The organism is Rosenbergiella collisarenosi (assembly GCF_018494085.1).
Taxonomy (GTDB): Bacteria; Pseudomonadota; Gammaproteobacteria; order Enterobacterales; family Enterobacteriaceae; genus Rosenbergiella; species Rosenbergiella collisarenosi.
On record NZ_JABBFP010000005.1, the window covers coordinates 78,626 to 99,880 of the forward strand.

Below are 21,255 nucleotides of genomic sequence, written 5' to 3' on the forward strand. Positions count from 1 at the left end.
ATCCCCATATGTTAATCATCTAGACGTGGTAAGTCACAGAGTTTGGCCTATCATAATCCGCGGAAATTAAACTAAGAGAGAGCTCTATGACTTCTGAGCGTTCCGAACACATTGATATTCCCGTGTTACCCTTACGCGATGTAGTGGTTTATCCGCACATGGTGATACCGTTATTCGTTGGTCGCGAAAAATCTATCCGCTGCTTAGAGTCGGCAATGGATAATGATAAAAAAATCTTACTGGTCGCTCAGAAAGAAGCGACAACGGATGAGCCAAGTATCGATGACCTGTTTACGGTCGGTACCGTAGCCTCTGTTCTACAGATGTTAAAGCTACCCGATGGGACCGTTAAGGTATTGGTCGAAGGGGTGCAACGCGCAACACTGACGGCACTTGATGATAGCCAAGAGTTCTTCACAGCTCAGATTGAATATATTGAAAGCCCGGATATCGACGATGGTGAACAAGAAGTTCTGATCCGTGCTGCGGTGAGCCAATTTGAAGGCTACATCAAGCTTAACAAGAAAATTCCACCGGAAGTACTGACCTCATTAAACAATATCGAGGATGCCGCACGCCTGGCCGATACTATCGCTGCTCATATGCCACTGAAGCTGGCAGATAAGCAATCGGTACTTGAGATGTCAGAGGTTAATCAGCGTCTCGAGTACCTGATGGCGATGATGGAATCGGAAATCGACCTGTTACAAGTCGAAAAACGGATCCGCAATCGTGTCAAAAAGCAGATGGAGAAGAGCCAGCGCGAGTATTACCTGAATGAGCAAATGAAAGCTATTCAGAAAGAACTCGGCGAAATGGACGACGTTCCCGACGAGTTCGAGGCATTAAAGCGCAAAATTGATGAAGCGAAAATGCCTGCAGAAGCGAAAGAGAAAGCAGAAGCAGAGTTACAGAAGCTAAAAATGATGTCGCCGATGTCTGCCGAAGCCACCGTGGTACGCGGTTACATCGACTGGATGGTTCAGGTTCCTTGGGTCGGGCGCAGCAAGGTTAAGAAAGACTTGCATAAAGCGCAAGAAACTTTGGATAAGGATCATTTCGGCCTAGATCGTGTCAAAGACCGTATTCTTGAGTATCTCGCAGTACAAAGCCGTGTCAATAAAATCCGCGGTCCTATTCTGTGCTTAGTCGGTCCACCAGGTGTCGGGAAAACGTCTTTAGGCCAATCTATCGCTAAGGCGACGGGCCGTAAGTACATCCGCATGGCATTAGGTGGCGTACGTGATGAGGCAGAGATCCGTGGGCATCGCCGGACCTATATCGGGTCTATGCCAGGCAAACTTATCCAGAAGATGGCAAAAGTAGGGGTACGTAATCCGCTATTCTTACTCGATGAAATCGACAAGATGTCCGCAGATATGCGTGGTGACCCGGCGTCGGCGCTGCTTGAGGTCTTAGATCCCGAGCAAAACAATGCCTTCAACGATCACTATTTGGAAGTGGATTACGATCTTTCGGATGTGATGTTTGTTGCAACGTCTAACTCCATGAATATCCCAGGTCCTTTACTGGATCGTATGGAAGTGATCCGCCTTTCAGGCTATACGGAAGACGAAAAGCTTAATATTGCGAAAGACCACCTCCTGCCGAAGCAAATGGAGCGTAATGCACTGAAATCGGGTGAATTGACGGTCGAAGACAGCGCAATTATGGGAATTATTCGTTTCTATACACGTGAGGCGGGTGTCCGTAGCTTAGAGAGAGAACTGTCTAAGCTGTGCCGCAAAGCAGTGAAAGCATTGTTACTGGATAAGAAACTCAAGCACATCACGATCAATGCTGAAAACCTGAGTGATTATCTGGGTGTCCAGCGCTTTGACTACGGCCGCGCGGACGAGAGAAATCGTATCGGTGAAGTGACCGGACTGGCATGGACCGAAGTGGGCGGTGATCTGCTGACCATTGAAACCGCAAGTGTACCGGGTAAAGGCAAGCTTTCTTATACGGGTTCTTTAGGCGAAGTCATGCAAGAATCGATTCAAGCGGCGATGACAGTGGTACGTTCTCGCGCAGAATCATTAGGTATCAACAAAGACTTCTACGAGAAACGTGATATTCACGTGCACGTACCCGAAGGAGCAACGCCGAAAGATGGGCCGAGCGCCGGGATCGCGATGTGTACAGCGTTGGTCTCAAGCTTAACGGGTAACCCGGTAAAAGCTGAGGTCGCCATGACGGGTGAAATCACCCTACGTGGGCAGGTCTTGCCGATAGGCGGTCTAAAAGAGAAGCTATTAGCCGCACACCGTGGTGGGATTAAGACGGTGTTGATTCCGTTCGAGAATAAACGTGATCTGGAAGAGATTCCTGAGAATGTCATCGCTGATTTAAGTATTCACCCAGTGAAAACAATCGATGAAGTGTTAAAGCTTGCCCTTGAGCGTGCGCCTGAAGGTATTGAAGTCGCCAACGCGCCAGCATAACATGGTATACCTGTCGAATATCGAGTAGCGGTATTCGACATCTCGAAAATTGATTTTTATAGTTTATTCAGAGCATTTACGTTGTTTCACGCGTCGATGCCTGCTATAACAAGCAGCTCATAAGTGAGAGGGGATACTCTCTACGACATGAAATAATAAAGGGGATGTTAACGTGAATAAATCACAATTGGTTGATAAAATTGCTGCTGATGCAGATATTTCCAAAGCAGCTGCAGGACGTGTTTTAGACGCATTTATTGATGCGGTGACTGAATCATTAAAAGCTGGTGATGACGTTGCGCTAGTCGGTTTTGGAACTTTCGCGGTTAAAGAGCGCGCCGAGCGTACTGGGCGTAACCCGCAGACAGGTAAAGAAATTACTATTCCTGCCGGTAAAGTCCCTAGCTTCCGTGCAGGCAAGGGTTTAAAAGACTCAGTTAACTAAGTCTACTTGGCCATGAAAACGATTTCTTTTCATGGAATGAGGACGCGATAACGCTTCTCATGTAACATAGAGGCACATCAAGCGATGTGCCTTTTTTTCGGGTAAGCATTACTGCTTCCCTAGGCCGCATCGGTCAGCGTTAAATTTACACTACAGTGGAGTGTTGCCAAATCATGATGGATAATTTACGCTCAGCGTCGAATCACGTTGTGCTTAAAATCATACTGGGAATAATCATTATTTCGTTCGTGCTAACGGGTGTTAGCAATTATCTCATCGGCGGAACGCATGATTATGCTGCTAAGATAAATGGCGAAACTATCAGCCGCGCCCAATTTGATAATGCGTTTAATAATGAGCGTGCACGTCAGCAGCAACAACTTGGCGACCAATATGCACAGCTAGCAGGAAACGAGCAATTTATGCAACAGCTCCGTCAGCAGGCGCTCTCCCAGCTAATTGACCAAACGCTATTGCAGCAATATGTTCACTCCCTCAATTTAGCGGTAACAGATGCGCAGATTAAGCAAGCCATCTTTGCTGTACCTCAATTCCAAACTAACGGTCATTTCGATAACGCGCTGTACAATTCAGTATTGAGTAGTGTCGGTTATACGCCAGATCAGTACGCCGCTTCACTGCGTAAAAGCTTGGCAAATCAACAACTGGCTCAGGCTGTCGGTAACACCGACTTTGTACTCCCTAGCGAATCTGACCGTATCGTTAATCTTGTCTCGCAGCAGCGTCAAATTCGTCAAGCTAGCATCGATATCAATGCATTAGCGTCACAGCAAAAAGTGAACGACGATGAAATTAAAGGGTATTACCAGTCTCATCAAGACGCGTTTAAACTTCCTGAGCAGTTTAAAGTCAGCTATATCAAGCTTGATGCGAAAACGCTGCAAAAAGACCCAAGCGAACAAGATATTCAGTCTTGGTATGATAGCCATAAGGCAGATTATAGCCAGCAGGGTCGCCAGCGCTACAGCATTATCCAAGTTAAGACCGAACAGCAAGCGAATGACTTATTAAAGCAGCTGCAACAAGGTGCCAACTTTGCTGATCTTGCCACTAAAAATTCACAAGACCCCGTCTCTGCAAAGCAGGGGGGAGATCTAGGCTGGATGGAGATGGACGCAATTCCTGACGAACTAACCTCAGCGAAGTTGACGCAAAAAGGTGCACTGTCAGGCGTAGTAAAAAGCTCTGTAGGTTTCTTGATTATTCGGCTTGATGATTTACAGCCTGAACAGCAACAACCGCTGTCTACCGTTCATCAGGCAGTGGCCGATAAAGTGAAACAAGAAACCGCTATCAGTCAATTTTATGCGTTACAACAGAAAGTAAACGACGCCGCGAGCAACGACAATGGTTCGCTCGCCGCAGCTGAACAGGTCGCGGGTACTAAAGCGGTTGAAACCTCTTGGTTCAGTCAGCAATCGGTGCCGAACGAGCTGAATTTCGATCCCGTTAAAGAAGTTATTTTTAACGGAACCTTACTCGGCGAGCAAGGAACACCAGGAAGCAACTCAAGCATCATCACTGTTGATGGCGATCGTGCGTTCGTACTGCGTATCTCTGCCCATCAGCCAGCGAGTGTTAAACCGCAGGCCGACGTCACGGCGCAGATTACGGATGCAATTAAACACGATAAAGCATTAGCGGCGGCTAAAACCGAGGCTGCTGCGATAATCGCTGAACTGCGTCAAGGCAAACAGACTCGCTTCGATCAGGCTGGCTTAAAATTCGCAGAGACACAAACCCTGCAGCGTAATCAGCAATCAGCTGTGACAGAAGCTGTCTTTGGCCTAACACCTCCGCAAGGTCAAACACCCAGTTATGGTGTTGCTGAAGACGAGAAAGGGAGTGTCGTTATCATTGCTTTAGATAAGGTCACGGCTGGTGAGTTACCCGCGCAGCAAAAAGCGCAGATGGTAGCGGGTATTACGGACAACAACGCGCAACTGGCTTTTACCTCTCTATTAGAGCAGCTACGCCGCGATGCCAAAATTAAGTATGGAGATGCGCTACAAACGCAATAACGCTCCCAACTTTTGATGAGATTCAACATCTATCCAAGGCCGCTTATGCGGCCTTTTCCATTTTTGTTAGTGCTAAGTAGGTTGTCTTTCTCCTTAAGATTAAGCTGTAAGCCCGATTAAACAGGAGATTTACAATGCTCAATAAGACAGTAAGCCGTTTTATTTTTGCACTACTGATGGCCAGTGGTAGTGTGCAGGCGGCTCAACAACAAACAAGCACGGCAGCTAAAGTCGTTAACAGCGCCCCCGTCAACCAACAAGTAGCAATCGATAAGGTCAATCTTAATACCGCTGACGCGGCTACGTTGGCGGGAAAACTCAATGGCGTAGGATTGAAAAAAGCACAAGCGATTGTTGAGTACCGAGAGAAATACGGCCTATTCACGGATGTGAGGCAATTAATCGAGGTTCCCGGTTTTGGTGAGAGCCTCGTTAATCGAGTAATAGCTAACTTAACGTTATAAGAATATGGGGTTACCACGGGTAACCCTTTTATTAAGCTAAGTCGGTTTTGTGCTTAAGTTGCTGCAGGGTATTTTCGGGGGCAGCGAGATAATCAGCTAATCCTTTAGCCCGTAAATGGCAGGCTGCACATTCTCCACATCCCGCACCCGCAATACCATTATAACAAGTCAGCGTCTGGTCTTTTATCAGCGTGAGCTGGCCCCAATAATCAGCTAATGCCCAAGTTTCTGCTTTATTCAGCCACATTAAAGGCGTCTCAAAGCGAACATCTTTAGCCATACCCAGTACGACGGCCTTATTAAGTGCTTTAACGAACTCGTCTCGACAATCGGGGTAACCGGAGAAGTCGGTCTCGCAGACTCCAGTGATCACCGCCTCGGCCTCTACCTGATAAGCATAAATTGAGGCTAAGGTGAGAAAGAGGATATTACGCCCTGGCACAAAGGTACTGGGCAGTTCGGTAGCACCAGGCTGATAACCCGGTACAGGAATATTATCTCGGGTCAGACTACTAATCGCCAGTTCGTTGAGTAAAGTCACATCGAGGACTTTGTGTGCAGTTACCCCTAGCTTCTCGACGAGTTGTCTTGCCACCTCAATCTCTTGTTGATGACGTTGACCATAATCGAACGTAATACAATGAACTTCGTCGTAGTGATGCAGCGCCTGCACCAGACAGGTGGTTGAATCCTGCCCCCCACTGAAGACCACAACAGCCTTTTTCATATTTAAAAACCTCTGAACGAATATTCTGGTTATTTTACCTTGAGAAAGGGAGTCACGGCAAAATTAGCAGTATGATAGCAATCCCGTACTCATCTCATTAGGCGCTAAAATGATAGATAAAACAGACCGCAAGCTACTTGCCTTACTACAAGAAGACTGTAGCCTTTCTCTACAGGCGCTCGCTGATGCGGTAAATTTGACGGCGACACCTTGTTGGAAACGCTTGAAAAAGCTCCATGAGGAGGGCGTTATCCAAGCTCAGGTTGCTTTACTCGACCCCGAGAAGCTAGGCCTTAGTCTAACGGCTTTTATGTTTCTGAAAACACTTCATCATAACCGCGAATGGTACATTCATTTCGTTCAACAGATCACGACAATGCCGGAAGTTCTCGCCTGCCATCGACTTACCGGTGAGTATGACTACTTGCTGCGCATTCAAGTCAAAGATATGAAATGTTACGACCATTTTTACAAAAATCTCGTCAACGGTATCGAAGGATTAAGTGTGGTGACGTCAAGCTTCTCAATGGAAGAGATAAAATATACTACCGCTTTACCCCTATAGCTGCACCATAACAGAGCATGCGCCAAAAGGCATGCACAAAGGCAGTGCGCTAGGCCCTATTTGTAGCCTCCAGCGGCTCCAATCTTGGGATGAATCTTCTCCATGTTGAATATTAACCTTGGCATGTAAATTGCTTTATAAAAATTAATATTGGCAGGATGTCTGGGGATAAGATGAAACTAGTGACGGTAGTGATTAAACCATTCAAGCTTGAAGACGTTCGTGAGGCGTTATCTGCAATTGGTATTCAAGGCTTAACAGTGACGGAAGTTAAGGGATTTGGGCGTCAGAAGGGCCACGCAGAGCTCTATCGTGGTGCGGAATATAGCGTAAATTTCTTACCTAAAGTAAAAATCGATATTGCAATCGCCGAGGATCAGCTTGAGGAAGTTATTGAGGTGATCACTAAGGCTGCTTATACCGGAAAAATTGGCGACGGGAAGATATTCGTTTCTAACTTAGAACGAGTTATCCGTATTCGGACCGGTGAAATTGACGAGTCGGCACTCTAATTTGCGCAGCGCTAGGAGAAAAAAATGAAAAAAATAGTCTCATTGCTTAGCTTTTTTATCGCGCTCGGACTACCGAGTTTAGCCTTCGCCGCCCCTGAACCTACCGCCAGTCCTGCAGATAATGGATTCATGATGATCTGTACCGCGCTCGTATTGTTCATGACCGTGCCGGGGGTTGCCTTATTTTATGGCGGTTTGATTCGCGGTAAAAATGTCTTATCTCTCATGACACAGGTTTCAGTGACCTTTGCCCTTGTCTGCGTGGTATGGGTAATCTACGGCTATTCGCTTACCTTCAGCGAAGGGAATAATTTCTTCGGTGGCTTCCAATGGACGTTACTGAGAGGGATCGAACTTAAGGCAGTAATGGGGAGTATCTATCAATACATCCATGTTGCTTATCAAGCTTCCTTTGCATGCATCACGGTTGCTTTAGTCGTCGGCGCATTAGCTGAGCGAGTCCGTTTTTCTGCGGTGCTAATATTTTCCTTGTTGTGGGTTACCTTCTCTTATTTCCCAATTGCACACATGGTATGGGCAAACGGACTGCTTGCTAAAGACGGCGCTTTAGATTTTGCGGGAGGAACCGTCGTCCATATTAATGCTGCGATCGGTGGATTAGTGGGAGCGTGGGTATTAGGTAAACGTAGCGGCTTTGGAAAAGAAGCGTTTAAACCGCATAACTTACCGATGGTGTTTACAGGCACCGCTATCCTCTATATCGGTTGGTTCGGCTTTAATGCGGGCTCCGCGGCCTCGGCGAATGAAATTGCAGCACTGGCTTTTGTCAATACTATCGTAGCAACGGCAGGCGCTATTCTCGCATGGACATTTGGTGAGTGGGCAATTCGTGGTAAGCCCTCACTACTGGGTGCGTGTTCAGGCTTTATTGCTGGTCTTGTGGCAATCACCCCTGCTTGCGGATATGTAGGCGTAGGGGGGGCGTTAGTCATTGGCATCGTTGGCGGACTGGCTGGTATCTGGGGGGTAACCGGATTAAAACGCTTCTTAAGAGTCGATGACCCGTGTGATGTATTTGGCGTCCATGGCGTCTGTGGCATCGTAGGGTGTGTACTGACAGGCGTCTTTGCATCATCTTCACTTGGTGGCGTAGGCTATGCCGAAGGCGTTACCATGGGCCATCAAGTATGGATTCAACTATTGAGCTGCTTAGTCACTATCGTCTGGTCAGGCGTTGTTGCGTTCATTAGCTTCAAGATTGCTGACGTCACGGTTGGGTTAAGAGTCAGTGAAGATCTAGAGCGTGAAGGGCTTGACGTCAATAGCCACGGTGAGAACGCTTATAACCAATAACGCGTCTCTAGCTTGTTTCTTTCAGCCTGGCTTTCGCCGGGCTGAATTTTTTTCAAAATGAATTACTGACGCTGACGAATTATCCCTTCCTGTGCTGTTGAAGCAACTAATATTCCTTGCCGATCATAGAATGCTCCGCGCACGAAACCGCGATTGTTGTGGGCTGAGGGGCTATCTATATCATAAAGTAGCCAATCATTAAGACTGAAGGGACGGTGAAACCACATCGAATGGTCGATTGTCGCGACTTGCATATTTTCCTCTAAAAAACCTTTACCGTGTGGTTGTAACGCTACAGGGAGAAAGTTCAGATCTGACGCGTAGCCCAGTAGAGAGGCATGAAGCCATGAGTGTTGATCAATCAGCCCATTTGCCTTGAGCCAAAGTTGTCGCCGCCCTTCGCAAACATGTCCGCTTAGCGGATTATAGGGTTGGACTGGACGCACTTCGAGCGCGCGTTCGGCACTGAACGCTTTTACGAACTGTTGGTTAATGGTGCTGGCGGAAAGTTGACTCACCAGCTCTTGTTCGGACATTAATTGCTCAGGGGGGAGCACGACAGGAGCGACCGATTGATGAGTAAAGCCCGATTCGTCGCCGTGGAAAGACGCTGTCATATAAAAAATGGCCTGATCATTCTGTATCGCTTTAACCCGTCGAGCACTCAAACTGCGACCATCCCGTAGATTTTCTACCTGATAAGTGATGGGGAGAGTGCGATCCCCCGGACGAAGAAAATAGCTATGACATGAGTGAATAGAGCGGTCTGATGTCGTGGTCTGCTGCGCGGCTCTAATCGCCTGTGCAATGACTTGGCCACCAAAAACTTGGCGCAATCCTAAATTTTCGCACTCTCCAATAAACTGGTACTCCGTCTCTTTTTTTAAGGCTAACAATTCAGCGAGTAGGGTAAGTGCTTGACTCATTTATCTATCCTCTAAGAAGTCGTCGACGGAATATGTCTGATATATCTTTAATTAAAATCAAAAAATTCCGGATTATACGGGCAGATTTCCGATTATGTGCCACAATTATTTTGTTACGATAGCGACCCTATTGGCAAAAATACAACAATATTGTGGTCAAATTGGTTCAAAAGGAGAAGACATCAATGAAAACTAAACACGTATTGGGCGGACTACTTATTTCTTTAGCAGTGACATCCTGTGCAAGCCATAGCGGAGCCCCGGTTCCTGTTGCTAACGATCCTACGACGCAAGCTGTTGCGCCATTTCAACTAAGCGGCTCGGTATTTGTTCGTCAGCGTATGGCAATTCCTGCAAATGCAGCACTGACCGTGACCTTATCTGATATTTCTGGTGGCCCTGGAAAAACGAAAGTCTTGGCACAACGCGTGCAAACGCTTTCTGGTAAACAATCTCCATTTAGTTACGTGCTCCCTCTGCAAGGGGTACAACTCGGAACGGGTAGCCAAGCGCTGCTGACTGCCGCCATTACCTTAAATGGCAAGGTGATCTTCACCTCCGAGACGCTACAACCTATTACCAGCGTGGCGAGCCAGAAGAAAGACATTAATCTAGTTGCGGTACCGCAAGTTGCCTTACCGGTAGCGGCGCAATAAGTCGATTACCCTCATCGCTGGTAGCTTAAGGCTGCCAGCGATATATCCTCATGTTGATCTTACCGACGTTATCCACGACTACCCCTTCTTCGCGCAATGCTGCTGCTTGCGAAAACAATTGTTCACCAGTCAGCGATATTTTTCCTTGTTGAGAGACCACTCGATGCCAGGGAAGTTGAGATTGTGCGGGGAGGTTGTTTAAGATCCTGCCGACCTGACGCGCGGCTCGTGGATGGCCCGCTAGACGTGAGACATCACTATAGCTTGCGACATTCCCATAAGGAATAGACCTTATAACAAGCCAAACGCGTTGTTCAAAGGAGGGGGCTGACTGTGACATGGTGTAAATATCCGATTAATGACTGAGTGTGCTTAATAAAACAACGGTTAGTGCCGCGACGCTTGCATTTCTGCCGCCCATCTACCATAATCTCCCTCGCTCTTAGGAGCAACTCAATGGGGACCTTGTTGGTTCTCCCGCAATGTTAACCTGTTAACCCGGTCAGGTCCGGAAGGAAGCAGCCGCAGCAGGTAACACATGTGCCGGGATGTCGCTGGCAAGGGCCCCACCCAATTACTCCCCCTACCTCTCTAACTTCTATTATGGCATCCTTGCCACTTCGTTATTCATTCTATTGATTATCGAACATATTTCCATACTGTCGCGGGAACTTTATCGTAGAGCTTATTCATGGTCAGTTCGGCGAGGCGATGATCGGCTGCCGAGTAAAAAACGACCAGCTCCACATCGGATAACTCGTATTTATTTTTTTCAATCACTCTTTCAAGCGTTTCAATAGAACGGCAGCGTCTTAGACGCATTAAATAATCGGTCTTGGTTAAAGGCAAGGTGTTGGAGTTCATTATTGTTAGTTACTCATACTTATTTATTGTTTTTTGTTAGATGCTCGAAAAGAGTTTCTGATGTCTGCTTCCATTGCATAATTTCTTTAGGTGTTACTCCATAATTTCCAAGGAGTTGTGAAGAATAGTCCAAAAATTCGTCCAGCGCTTCTATCAATGCAGCGTCTTGTGCGTATTTAATTCTATAATTGATCCCAACGTCTGCGATATGTTCAATAAAATCATTTAATATTAAAGATTCTGTTGCCGTAGGATCGTTGACAGTGAACGGGGTATTTTCACCCAACAATATTTCACACTCGGTATAGAGTTTGCTACACAGATAATGCAGTTGCGCAATATCGAAATACTTTGGCGTATATTCATCCATTGTTCACCTCTTCATCTACAGATTACAAAGTGACTCGTGTTTGGCACCAGAGTCTTTTCTCGTTCACTTTGAGGTGCTAGGGTCCGCTTGGTGTAGGACTTCTACTATTTTAAAGTAGAATTCCTTGAATAAGATAGATTTTAACTATCGACGCGAACGTTATCATTATAAACCACTTAGCGAAAATCAAAAAGACTTCGTCAAAATACCCTCTAAAAATCCGCCTTTATACGATAAAAAAGGGCTGCATAAGCAGCCCTGAGTAAAGAGAGTAGGGGATTACTCTTCTTTATGTGTTTTCTTCTGTCCACTGAAACGTCGGCGAACAACGACGAAGAATACAGGGACAAGGAAGATAGCCAAGCAAGTCGCGGTCATCATCCCACCGAGTACCCCAGTACCCACAGCATTCTGTGCGCCTGAGCCCGCACCTGAGCTAATGGCTAAGGGTAGGACACCCAGCATAAAGGCCATGGAGGTCATAAGGATTGGACGCAAGCGCATACGTACTGCATCCAACGTAGCCTCCATTAACCCTTTACCTTCCTTCATCAGATCAACGGCGAACTCGACGATTAGGATGGCATTTTTTGCGGAGATCCCGACGGTCGTGAGTAATCCGACCACGAAGTAAACGTCATTACTCATCCCTCGTAATGTCGTGAAGGCGAGTGCACCAATGACCCCCAGTGGTACGACGAGCATAACGGCAAAAGGAATCGACCAGCTCTCGTACAAAGCAGCTAAACACAGGAAGACGACGATCAGGGAGATCGCATAAAGCGCCGGTGCCTGGTTACCGGACATGCGTTCTTGATAAGACATCCCCGTCCATTGATAACCGATACCCTGTGGAAGCTTGCCGGCCAATTGCTCCATCAAGCCCATTGCTTCACCGGAACTTTTTCCTGGCGCTGCCTGACCGAGTATTTCTAAGGACGGCAGTCCATTGTAACGCTCTAATCGTGGTGAACCGTATTGCCATTTCGCACTGGTAAAGGCCGAGAACGGCACCATTTCACCATCGCTATTGCGCACATACCACTTGTTGATATCGCTAGGCAGCATACGAGAATCAGCTTCGCCCATCACGTATACTTTCTTAACCCGTCCACGGTCAATAAAGTCGTTGACGTAGTTACCGCCCCAGCTTGCGCTGAGTGTGGTGTTGATATCGGAGATAGACACACCGAGTGCACGGGCCTTCTCTTGGTCAACGATCAACTTATACTGTGGCGTATCTTCTAAGCCATTAGGACGCATACCGACTAATACGTCAGGATGTTGAGCCGCCATTCCCAGTAACTGGTTCCGAGCTTGCATCAACTTATCGTGACCTAAGTTAGCATTATCGACCAGCTCGAAGTCGAAGCCAGTTGCGTTCCCAAGCTCGATAATCGCTGGGAGGTTAAACGGGATAACAATCGCATCTTTAATCTTGCCCAGAGCGACCATGGCCCGACCTGCAATCGCATCGACCTTATCCGCTGCAGCCGTACGCTCTTCCCAAGGCTTAAGGCTTAAGAATGCAATACCCGTATTCTGTCCGCGTCCCGCAAAGCCGAAGCCATTGACGGTAAAGACGGATTTTACGGTATCTTTCTCGTTAGTTAGGAAGTAATCGGTAACTTGGTCTAGGACTTTTTCCGTACGCTGTTGCGTTGCCCCCGCCGGTAGCTGTGCTTGGACGACAAGTAGCCCCTGATCCTCTTCCGGTAGGAAAGAGGTGGGAAGCTTCATGAACAGCCAAACCATGCCTGCGAAGATCACAACGTAGATAATCAAGTAACGACCAGTACGACGAATGATATGACTAACACTGTTTACATAGTGATTAGTACTCTTATCGAACATCCGGTTGAACCAGCCAAAGAAACCTTTCTCTTTATGGTCGTTGCTACCATGTTTTTTAAGTAACGTTGCACAAAGCGCCGGCGTCAGTATCATCGCGACCAGCACCGACAGTACCATCGCCGAGACAATAGTGATTGAGAACTGGCGGTAGATAACCCCAGTCGAGCCACCGAAGAAGGCCATTGGAATAAATACTGCAGAAAGAACTAGCGCAATACCGACTAACGCACCCTGAATTTGCTCCATCGAGCGTTTAGTGGCTTCTTTCGGATCGAGTCCTTCCTCCTCCATCACCCGTTCAACGTTTTCGACCACGACAATCGCATCATCGACTAATAGACCGATGGCGAGTACGAGGCCGAACATGGTGAGGGTGTTTATTGAGTAACCGAAGGCACTGATTATTCCAAAGGTTCCCAGTAACACCACCGGAACCGCGATAGTCGGTATCAGTGTTGCGCGGAAGCTTTGCAGGAACAGATACATCACTAAGAAAACCAAGATGATGGCTTCAAAGAGCGTTTTTACCACTTCAAAGATAGAGATCTTAACGAACGGAGTGGTGTCATAAGGATAGACCAGTTTCATCCCATGTGGGAAGAAGGGCTCCATCTCTTTTAGACGCGCTTTCACCGCATTGGCGGTATCCAGTGCATTGGCGCCCGTGGCGAGCTTAATCCCTAACCCCGAAGCGGCGTGGCCATTAAAGCGTGCCACGACCTCGTAGTTCTCGCCGCCTAACTTAATAGTGGCGACATCACGGAGTCGCACGGTAGAGCCATCAGTGTTCGTTTTAAGCAAGATCTTGCCAAATTCTTCCGGACTTGTCAGACGAGTCTGTGCAATGATCGAAGAGTTTAACTGTTGATCCGCGACCGCTGGAGCACCGCCTAACTGACCCGCTGAAACTTGGGAGTTTTGTGCTTTGATCGCCGTAATGATATCGCCCGGAGTCAGGTTGTAATTCACCAGCTTCGCGGGGTCCATCCAGATACGCATCGCATACTGCGCACCGAACAGTTGCGTGTCACCGACACCCGTCGTCCGGCTAATCGGATCTTTAATATTAGAGGAGATGTAGTCAGCAAGGTCGTTCATGTCCATACTGCCGTCTTCGCTGACAAAACCCGCGACCATCAAGAAGCTACTTGAGGATTTTTGAACGTTAATCCCCTGTTGTTGAACTTCCTGCGGCAGCAAAGGCATTGCCAGTTGCAGTTTGTTTTGAACTTGAACTTGCGCAATATCGGCATCGGTCCCTGAGGCAAAGGTCAGCGTTAGCTGTAAGTTGCCTGAAGAGTCACTGTTAGAGGACATGTATAGCAGTCCGTCTAAGCCGTTCATATTCTGCTCGATAACCTGAGTAACAGAATCTTGTAGTGTTTTCGCATCTGCACCTGGATAGGCCGCACGAATTTGTACCGCTGGAGGTGCAACTTCGGGATACTGCTCGATCGGGAGTTTCATGATCGATAGCGCCCCGACCATCATAATCACGATGGCGAGTACCCAAGCAAAAATGGGGCGATCTATAAAGAACTTAGCCATATGTCAGTGGCTCCTGTTAACGCAAAATTATTCAGACTGCGTCGCGGCAGTATCGTCTTTCTGGTCAGCGCTGACTTCTTTTGGCGTAACCTTAGCGCCTTGTGCGACACGCTGGACACCAACAGAAATTACCCGGTCACCAGCTTTTAAGCCTGACGTGATCAGCCATTTATCGCCGATAGCCTCTTGAGCGGTGACGGGACGAACATCGACTTTATCATCGGCATTCACCACCATCGCTGTGGCTTCTCCAGTTGGGGTACGTGCGATCGCTTGCTGAGGAACGAGTAAAGCATTCTGATTAACGCCTTCCTCTACGCGAGCCCGAACAAACATTCCTGGAAGAAGGCTATGGTCTGGATTAGGGATGATGGCGCGTAAGGTGATTGAGCCCGTAGTCTGATCAACCGTCACATCGGAAAATTCCAACGTGCCTTTTTGCTTTAAGGTCGTTCCATCGTTTAAAACGATAGTTACCGGCGCTTTACCTGCACCTTGCTTCAATTCACCCGAGTTGAGCTGGTTACGTAGACGCATAAAATCGTCGCTAGACTGGGTTAAATCCACATACAGCGGGTCAAGTTGTTGAACCGTTGCCAACGCATTCGTTTGCCCATTTTGTACCAAAGCCCCTTCGGTGACCGCTGTTTTACCAATCCGGCCTGAGATAGGTGAAGATACTTTCGTATAAGCAAGGTTAATTCGAGCATTCTCAACCGCGGCTTGAGCAGAACGGACTGCAGCGTTATTTTGTGCGAGCGTTGCAGAGGCCGTGTCATAATCTTGTTGGCTGATGTATTTCGTCCCAAGTAGGGGCTTATAACGTTGTAGCGTTACTTGGGCGATACGTGCATTCGCTTGCGCTTTAGCTAAATCGCCGACTGCGCTGTTGTAGGCGGCTTGATAGGGCGCTGGATCGATTTGGTAGAGGGATTCACCGGCTTTAATATCCGTTCCCTCGATAAAATTACGCTTTAAAATGATCCCTGATACCTGAGGACGTACTTCGGCTACACGATAAGCAGAGGTTCTTCCTGGTAATTCAGTCGTCATATTCACAGGCGCGGCTTTCAAAGTGACAACACCGACTTCAGGCGCAGATTTTTGTGCTGGCTGCTGTGATTTATCATCACAACCACTCAGCGCAACTGCCCCTGAAAACATCAGGATTGCTGCCAGAGGGGTTAATCCTCTGTTCATTTTCATAGTCAAAACCTCTACTCGTCCGGTATTAAGTCCACGACAATAAATAGTGTCGAGAAATGTGTGTAAAAATACTGCGTGTTATAGTACATATATACATGAATGTATGTAAGTATTAGTGCAACAATTATTCTAACAATAACGCAGAATTTAAAGCTAAATAATTCACTATGGCACGAAAAACCAAAGCACAAGCACTTGAAACGCGATCCTTACTCATTGAAGCGGCCATTGACTGCTTCGCTAGTCGAGGTGTATCCGCGACATCACTGTCTGATATTGCCGAGCATGCTGGCATGACACGCGGTGCTATTTATTGGCATTTTAAGAACAAAACGGATCTTTTCAGGGAGATTTGGACAAACAGTGATGAAGAAATTGATCGTCTTCATGTTGAGTTTGCCTCTCTCTATCCTAACGATCCTTTGGGGCAATTAAAGCACTTTTTGATTTCTTTTCTACAATCTCTCGTCACCGATGAACGCCGACGTAAAATTATGGAGATTATCTATCACAAATGTGAGTTTGTGGGAGAGATGCAATCGATGAACCAACTTCAACAGAAGTTAGTGTTGGAAGATTACCCTAAAATTACAGAAAACCTTTCTCTTTGTGTTAGAGCTAAACAATTACCGGCCGAGTTAGATACTTTTCGCTCTGCCGTTGTCTGTCGCGCCTATATTACTGGAGTCATTGAGAATTGGCTCTTCTCTCCATCGAGTTTCGATATGACCGAGCAAGCCCCTTTTTTGGTGCAATCGATGATCGATCTCTTACAGTTTAGCCCGACATTACGGCAGAATGTTTAGTCTGCAGAGGGGCTAATTTCTTCTTGATCGCGCTTATGCTGAAAATCTTTCTGGACGATTTTCAGCGCATCTAAAACTACTTGAGCAGGAAGTTGCTGATTTTCGAGGATCATAATCAAATCGATCGCAAGTTGCGTCTCGATCGGTGCTGAGTGTAACGACATAGATAGCCTAAAAAGTGAGTAAGAGTCTCAGCCAACTAACGATTGCTGCGCGATAATTTTTTCCAAGAATAGTCTTTTTGTGCAGTTTGGCAACGTTCTAAGCGCTGGCGGGTAATATCGAGTGTTAACAGGAATTGCTGCTGCTCTTGGAAACCGGTGGCTGTCGCCACTTTTTCTTCCAACTCTGCGACCATCTCTAACAGCCTACGTTCATAGCCTGCTAGCTGCTCTTGTTGAGTCGTCGTAGCTTTTCTTTCAATCGGCAATGAGTTAAGGACTTTTTGCAGCGCTTGGCACTGCTCAACGAGGTGTTCGAGCTGCCATGTTTTGATTGTCGTCGAGTGAGCATCTTGTTCAAGAGAGGCTAAGGACGCTCGGCATTCATCGATATAGTCACTGAGTACTGGGTGAGAGTGTTTGAAAAGTGGCCGCTGGAAACTCATTTTTTTTAAGCGCGGGTTTCCGGAGCGTTTAACCTGTTGAGCAAGGTGATCGAGGAGTGTGTGCAGCTGGTTAGTGATCACTTTCTGGTTCATAGAGTTGCATTTATCCTATACTTTGCTTAAATTTGACGGTTTTGATGCGTAGGCGGCAAAATCTACACCGCATTTATCCCGTTAATTGAGGGCGCCACACACTTCACATGTCACCAGGCACAATATCATGACCACTACACACCACGCTCAACTTACACTTATTAAAGACAGTATTCGCAGTGTACCCGACTACCCAAAGCCAGGCATATTATTTCGTGATGTCACAAGCCTACTCGAAGATCCACAAGCATATGCTGCGACGATAGCGCTTCTGGTCGCCCGTTACCGTGACAAAGGGATTACCAAGGTCATCGGTACGGAAGCTAGGGGCTTCTTATTTGGTGCGCCTGTGGCATTAGGACTAGGCGTTGGATTCGTTCCCGTTCGTAAACCAGGTAAACTTCCGCGTCCGGTTTGGCAGGAAACTTACGTATTGGAATATGGTACGGATGCGCTTGAAATACACCAAGATGCGTTAACCGAGCACGATAAAGTTCTGGTGGTCGATGATCTCTTGGCCACCGGCGGTACGATCGAGGCAACGGTCAAGCTGATTCGTCGAGCGGGTGCACAGGTTGAAGATGCTGCTTTTGTCATCAATCTGTTCGACCTTGAAGGCGAGAGCCGTCTTAAGAAGCTCGGCCTTAATTGCTTCAGTGTCGTTGACTTCCCTGGACACTAATTCCTCTCGCGGGCGTCGCCCAAAATTAGATGGGCAACGCTCGGTCAGACTGCTAAACTGGCTCGATTATACAAAAGATAGTACTGTCATGTGATGGCTGGGCTCTGTGCGCGGTCGTCGGTATTTAACTCCTATCAAGTGATACGTTCTCCATGAGTTATCAGGTTCTCGCACGAAAATGGCGACCACAAATTTTTTCTGATGTTGTGGGTCAGGAACATGTATTGACTGCGCTAGCTAATGGCCTAAACCTTGGCAGACTGCACCATGCGTATCTCTTCTCCGGTACGCGAGGCGTCGGTAAAACCAGTATTGCTCGGCTGTTTGCGAAAGGATTGAACTGCGAAACAGGTATCACTGCCACGCCCTGTGGACGATGTGATAACTGCGTTGAGATTGAGCAAGGCCGCTTTATTGATCTTATCGAAATCGATGCGGCTTCACGTACACGCGTTGAAGATACGCGTGAGTTATTGGATAACGTCCAATATGCGCCAGTCCGTGGTCGTTTCAAAGTCTATCTGATCGACGAAGTGCATATGCTGTCGCGTCATAGCTTCAATGCGTTGTTAAAAACGTTAGAGGAGCCGCCTGAGCATGTTAAGTTTCTGCTCGCCACGACCGATCCGCATAAACTACCGGTCACTATCTTATCGCGTTGTCTGCAGTTCCACTTAAAAGCCCTTGATAGCGAACAGATTCAGCAGCAACTCACGCATATCCTCGATAGCGATCATATTACGTTCGAAACCCGTGCGTTACAGTTGCTAGCACGGGCCGCTCAAGGTAGTTTGCGTGATGCGCTAAGCCTACTTGACCAGGCGATTGCCGCTGGAGATGGGTGTGTTACCGACCACGATGTGATGCAGATGCTCGGCACCCTCGATGATGAGCAACCCTTAGGGTTGGTCGCCGCGATAATCAAGGGTGATGGTGAGCAGGCGTTATCTCTGGTGGCTGAGGCCGCCAGTCGTGCAACGGAATGGGATGCTCTGCTCGCAGAGATGCTCAGGATATTGCATACCGTCGCCATGTTACAATTGCTTCCTGAGTCGTTAAACGATAGCTACCGACAGCATGAGACGCAGTTGCGTGAGTTAGCCCGCCGTGTCCCGCCTGAAGATTTACAGCTTTACTACCAAATTGTTCTGACGGGGCGTAAGGAGCTGCCACTCGCGCCCGAGGCAAGAATGGGGATTGAAATGACGCTGCTGCGGGCACTCGCCTTTCACCCTCAAGCCGTCGAACCGCCAGAAGCCAAGAACGTCACGCAAGTGATCGAGCCGCCTGTGCAGAAGCCGGTTGTGCCAAGCTCTTCACCTCCGCCGACACCAGCGGCAGGTAACGATGCGACCAGTCAGCTTTTACAAGCGCGGACGGCATTGATGCGGCAAGGAGCTTCCCAAGTAAAAAAGAGTGAGCCGGTTGCGTCAAGTCCGCGACCGGCTCAATCGGCGTTAGAACGTTTAGCAATACTGACTGAACGTAAGGCCTCTTCGACGTCTCGCCAACTGGCAGTCGTGGAGCAAAAGAAAGAGAGCTATCGTTGGACGTCCAAACGGGTAGAAGAAGTCGTTTCGCAGCCTATCGCGACACCCAAAGCATTACGTAGTGCGCTGGAGCACGAAAAAAATCCGGAATTAATGCAACAGCTGATTGCCGAGACCTGTCAACGGGATCCGTGGGCGGCACAGATTGGTGAGATGCAGCTCCCAAAATTAGTACAACAGTTGGCATTGAATAGCTGGAAGCACCAAGTTGATTCACAGATCGTGATTAACTTACGCAGTCATCAGAAACACCTGAATTCGAGCTCGGCGCAACAGGTTCTCAGACAAGCCTTCGAGGCATTATTGGGAGAAACGGTTGAACTGACGATTCAGTCAGACGATAATTCGCAACAGTTAACGCCGCTCGAGTGGCGTCAGGTCATCTATGAAGAACGTTTATTACAAGCTAAAGCCGCTGTGATTAACGATTCACATATCCAGACCTTGCGCAAAATGTTTGATGCAGAGTTAGATGAAGAAAGTATACGTCCCGTTTAATACCGCGACGGTCATCATTTGATGGCTGTGGCCTTAGCAGAGAGAGAGCATTATGTTTGGTGGTAAAGGTGGTCTGGGCAACTTAATGAAGCAAGCCCAACAAATGCAAGACAAGATGTCACAAGTGCAGGAAGAAATCGCTGCGTTAGAGGTGACGGGTGAGTCAGGTGCGTGCTTAGTCAAAGTGACGATTAACGGTGCCCACAACTGCCGCCGTGTCGAAATCGATCCAAGCTTATTGGAAGACGATAAAGATATGCTGGAAGATCTCGTGGCAGCAGCGTTTAATGACGCGGCACGCCGTATCGACGAGACACAAAAAGAGAAGATGGCTTCCGTCTCTAGCGGAATGCAATTACCTCCTGGCTTTAAGATGCCTTTCTGATGCAATCCAGTCCATTACTGGAAGCGTTAATGGAGTCCCTACGCTGCTTACCGGGCGTAGGGCCCAAATCGGCGCAGCGCATGGCGTTTCATCTGCTACAGCGTGATCGTAGCGGGGGGATGCGTCTGGCTCAGGCCCTAACGACAGCGATGTCGGAGATCGGCCATTGTCAGCTGTGTAGGACCTTTACCGAAAAAGAGGTCTGCGCGATCTGTACCAATAGTCGCCGCCAAGAAAACGGTATTATCTGTGTGGTAGAAAGTCCCGCAGATATACAGGCCGTTGAATCCACCGGGCAGTTTGCCGGTCGCTACTTTGTCTTGATGGGACACCTGTCTCCTTTAGACGGAATCGGCCCCGACGACATCGGTTTAGATATTCTCGAACAGCGACTGCAAGCGGAAACGTTGACCGAAGTGATCCTTGCGACCAATCCAACGGTTGAAGGCGAAGCGACGGCGAATTTTATTGCTTCGCTTTGTCGGCAATATGGGGTGGATGCAACGCGGATTGCCCACGGTGTCCCTGTTGGTGGAGAGCTAGAGCTAGTCGATGGTACGACGCTCTCACATTCGCTCGCAGGAAGACAAAAGTTCAAATATTAATCACTTGCTGATGTTATTCCTCGCATCAGCTTGAAAAGCCCAAAAACAGTCCCCATCTCCTCTAACAACATAATTAACCCATCATTTTGTTG

General features: G+C 47.8%; 22 protein-coding genes, 1 other RNA gene and 1 other annotated feature. Of the genes, 14 read left to right on the top strand and 9 right to left on the bottom strand.

Features of this window, described 5'->3' with window-relative positions; genetic code table 11:
• Positions 1–86 precede the first annotated feature (86 nt).
• The 4 genes from lon (at position 87) to HGT70_RS09795 (ending at position 5,395) form a co-directional block, all read left to right on the top strand.
• Positions 87–2,444: an endopeptidase La gene (gene lon / locus HGT70_RS09780; protein ID WP_214195729.1), complete on the top strand. Its 2,358-nt coding sequence runs from the start codon at positions 87–89 to the stop codon at positions 2,442–2,444.
• A 172-nt stretch (positions 2,445–2,616) separates the two neighbouring features.
• Positions 2,617–2,889, top strand: a complete 273-nt coding sequence (gene hupB / locus HGT70_RS09785) for a nucleoid-associated protein HU-beta (protein WP_071434461.1) — start codon at positions 2,617–2,619, stop codon at positions 2,887–2,889.
• 173 nt (positions 2,890–3,062) lie between these two features.
• Positions 3,063–4,931, top strand: a complete 1,869-nt coding sequence (gene ppiD, locus HGT70_RS09790; RefSeq protein ID WP_071434463.1) for a peptidylprolyl isomerase — start codon at positions 3,063–3,065, stop codon at positions 4,929–4,931.
• Positions 4,932–5,065: 134 nt separating this feature from the next.
• A complete protein-coding gene (locus HGT70_RS09795; protein ID WP_071434465.1) occupies positions 5,066–5,395 on the top strand; it encodes a ComEA family DNA-binding protein in 330 nt (109 codons plus the stop codon).
• A gap of 31 nt (positions 5,396–5,426) precedes the next feature.
• Here HGT70_RS09795 and queC read toward each other — a convergent pair whose 3' ends face one another.
• Positions 5,427–6,122, bottom strand: a complete 696-nt coding sequence (gene queC, locus HGT70_RS09800; protein WP_214195730.1) for a 7-cyano-7-deazaguanine synthase QueC — start codon at positions 6,120–6,122, stop codon at positions 5,427–5,429.
• 109 nt (positions 6,123–6,231) lie between these two features.
• Between queC and HGT70_RS09805 the strand changes: the two genes are divergently transcribed.
• The 3 genes from HGT70_RS09805 to amtB all read left to right on the top strand — a co-directional run bounded on the left by HGT70_RS09805 (position 6,232) and on the right by amtB (position 8,513).
• Entirely contained in the window at positions 6,232–6,687 is a 456-nt protein-coding gene (locus HGT70_RS09805; RefSeq protein ID WP_214195731.1) for an Lrp/AsnC family transcriptional regulator, read from the top strand.
• A gap of 173 nt (positions 6,688–6,860) precedes the next feature.
• Positions 6,861–7,199, top strand: coding sequence for a P-II family nitrogen regulator (gene glnK, locus HGT70_RS09810; protein WP_071434470.1), 339 nt, complete (start codon positions 6,861–6,863; stop codon positions 7,197–7,199).
• A gap of 24 nt (positions 7,200–7,223) precedes the next feature.
• Positions 7,224–8,513 carry an ammonium transporter AmtB gene (amtB, locus tag HGT70_RS09815; RefSeq protein WP_071434472.1) on the top strand — a complete coding sequence of 430 codons (1,290 nt, stop codon included), beginning with the start codon at positions 7,224–7,226 and terminating at the stop codon, positions 8,511–8,513.
• Between the two features lie 62 nt (positions 8,514–8,575).
• On the opposite strand, the gene HGT70_RS09820 is transcribed toward amtB, so the two are convergent.
• A complete protein-coding gene (locus HGT70_RS09820) occupies positions 8,576–9,439 on the bottom strand; it encodes an acyl-CoA thioesterase domain-containing protein (protein ID WP_214195732.1) in 864 nt (287 codons plus the stop codon).
• A 185-nt stretch (positions 9,440–9,624) separates the two neighbouring features.
• On the opposite strand from HGT70_RS09820, the gene HGT70_RS09825 reads away from it, so the two are divergent.
• Positions 9,625–10,095: a YbaY family lipoprotein gene (locus HGT70_RS09825; protein WP_071434476.1), complete on the top strand. Its 471-nt coding sequence runs from the start codon at positions 9,625–9,627 to the stop codon at positions 10,093–10,095.
• 25 nt (positions 10,096–10,120) lie between these two features.
• Here HGT70_RS09825 and HGT70_RS09830 read toward each other — a convergent pair whose 3' ends face one another.
• A complete protein-coding gene (locus HGT70_RS09830; RefSeq protein ID WP_214195733.1) occupies positions 10,121–10,435 on the bottom strand; it encodes an MGMT family protein in 315 nt (104 codons plus the stop codon).
• A 126-nt stretch (positions 10,436–10,561) separates the two neighbouring features.
• On the opposite strand from HGT70_RS09830, the gene ffs reads away from it, so the two are divergent.
• Positions 10,562–10,658: signal recognition particle sRNA small type (gene ffs / locus HGT70_RS09835), an RNA gene on the top strand.
• Between the two features lie 76 nt (positions 10,659–10,734).
• Here the strand turns inward: ffs and HGT70_RS09840 are convergent.
• The 4 genes from HGT70_RS09840 to HGT70_RS09855 all read right to left on the bottom strand — a co-directional run bounded on the left by HGT70_RS09840 (position 10,735) and on the right by HGT70_RS09855 (position 15,937).
• Positions 10,735–10,959, bottom strand: a complete 225-nt coding sequence (locus HGT70_RS09840) for an HHA domain-containing protein (protein ID WP_071434480.1) — start codon at positions 10,957–10,959, stop codon at positions 10,735–10,737.
• Positions 10,960–10,978: 19 nt separating this feature from the next.
• Entirely contained in the window at positions 10,979–11,329 is a 351-nt protein-coding gene (tomB, locus tag HGT70_RS09845; RefSeq protein WP_071434482.1) for an Hha toxicity modulator TomB, read from the bottom strand.
• A gap of 279 nt (positions 11,330–11,608) precedes the next feature.
• Positions 11,609–14,731, bottom strand: a complete 3,123-nt coding sequence (locus tag HGT70_RS09850; protein WP_214195734.1) for an efflux RND transporter permease subunit — start codon at positions 14,729–14,731, stop codon at positions 11,609–11,611.
• A gap of 27 nt (positions 14,732–14,758) precedes the next feature.
• Complete coding sequence (locus HGT70_RS09855; protein WP_214195735.1) at positions 14,759–15,937, bottom strand: efflux RND transporter periplasmic adaptor subunit; 1,179 nt, start codon at positions 15,935–15,937, stop codon at positions 14,759–14,761.
• A 167-nt stretch (positions 15,938–16,104) separates the two neighbouring features.
• Here HGT70_RS09855 and acrR point away from each other — a divergent pair, with 167 nt between their 5' ends.
• On the top strand, positions 16,105–16,743 hold the full coding sequence (acrR, locus tag HGT70_RS09860) for a multidrug efflux transporter transcriptional repressor AcrR (RefSeq protein WP_071434487.1): 639 nt from the start codon (positions 16,105–16,107) through the stop codon (positions 16,741–16,743).
• Here the strand turns inward: acrR and HGT70_RS09865 are convergent.
• Positions 16,740–16,907 (bottom strand): DUF2496 domain-containing protein, encoded by a 168-nt coding sequence (locus HGT70_RS09865; RefSeq protein WP_071434490.1) that lies wholly within the window; start codon positions 16,905–16,907, stop codon positions 16,740–16,742. The genes acrR and HGT70_RS09865 overlap by 4 nt on opposite strands.
• A gap of 35 nt (positions 16,908–16,942) precedes the next feature.
• Positions 16,943–17,443 carry a primosomal replication protein PriC gene (priC, locus tag HGT70_RS09870; protein ID WP_214195736.1) on the bottom strand — a complete coding sequence of 167 codons (501 nt, stop codon included), beginning with the start codon at positions 17,441–17,443 and terminating at the stop codon, positions 16,943–16,945.
• A 127-nt stretch (positions 17,444–17,570) separates the two neighbouring features.
• On the opposite strand from priC, the gene apt reads away from it, so the two are divergent.
• The 4 genes from apt to recR all read left to right on the top strand — a co-directional run bounded on the left by apt (position 17,571) and on the right by recR (position 21,163).
• Positions 17,571–18,125, top strand: a complete 555-nt coding sequence (gene apt / locus HGT70_RS09875) for an adenine phosphoribosyltransferase (protein WP_071434494.1) — start codon at positions 17,571–17,573, stop codon at positions 18,123–18,125.
• 152 nt (positions 18,126–18,277) lie between these two features.
• Positions 18,278–20,173 (top strand): DNA polymerase III subunit gamma/tau, encoded by a 1,896-nt coding sequence (gene dnaX, locus HGT70_RS09880; protein ID WP_214195737.1) that lies wholly within the window; start codon positions 18,278–18,280, stop codon positions 20,171–20,173.
• Positions 19,515–19,576, top strand: a sequence feature (DnaX frameshifting element). (Overlaps the previous gene by 62 nt.)
• Before the next feature lie 52 nt (positions 20,174–20,225).
• A complete protein-coding gene (locus HGT70_RS09885) occupies positions 20,226–20,558 on the top strand; it encodes a YbaB/EbfC family nucleoid-associated protein (RefSeq protein ID WP_214195738.1) in 333 nt (110 codons plus the stop codon).
• A complete protein-coding gene (gene recR / locus HGT70_RS09890; protein WP_071434499.1) occupies positions 20,558–21,163 on the top strand; it encodes a recombination mediator RecR in 606 nt (201 codons plus the stop codon). The genes HGT70_RS09885 and recR overlap by 1 nt, the downstream gene beginning before the upstream one ends.
• The last annotated feature ends 92 nt before the right edge of the window (positions 21,164–21,255 follow it).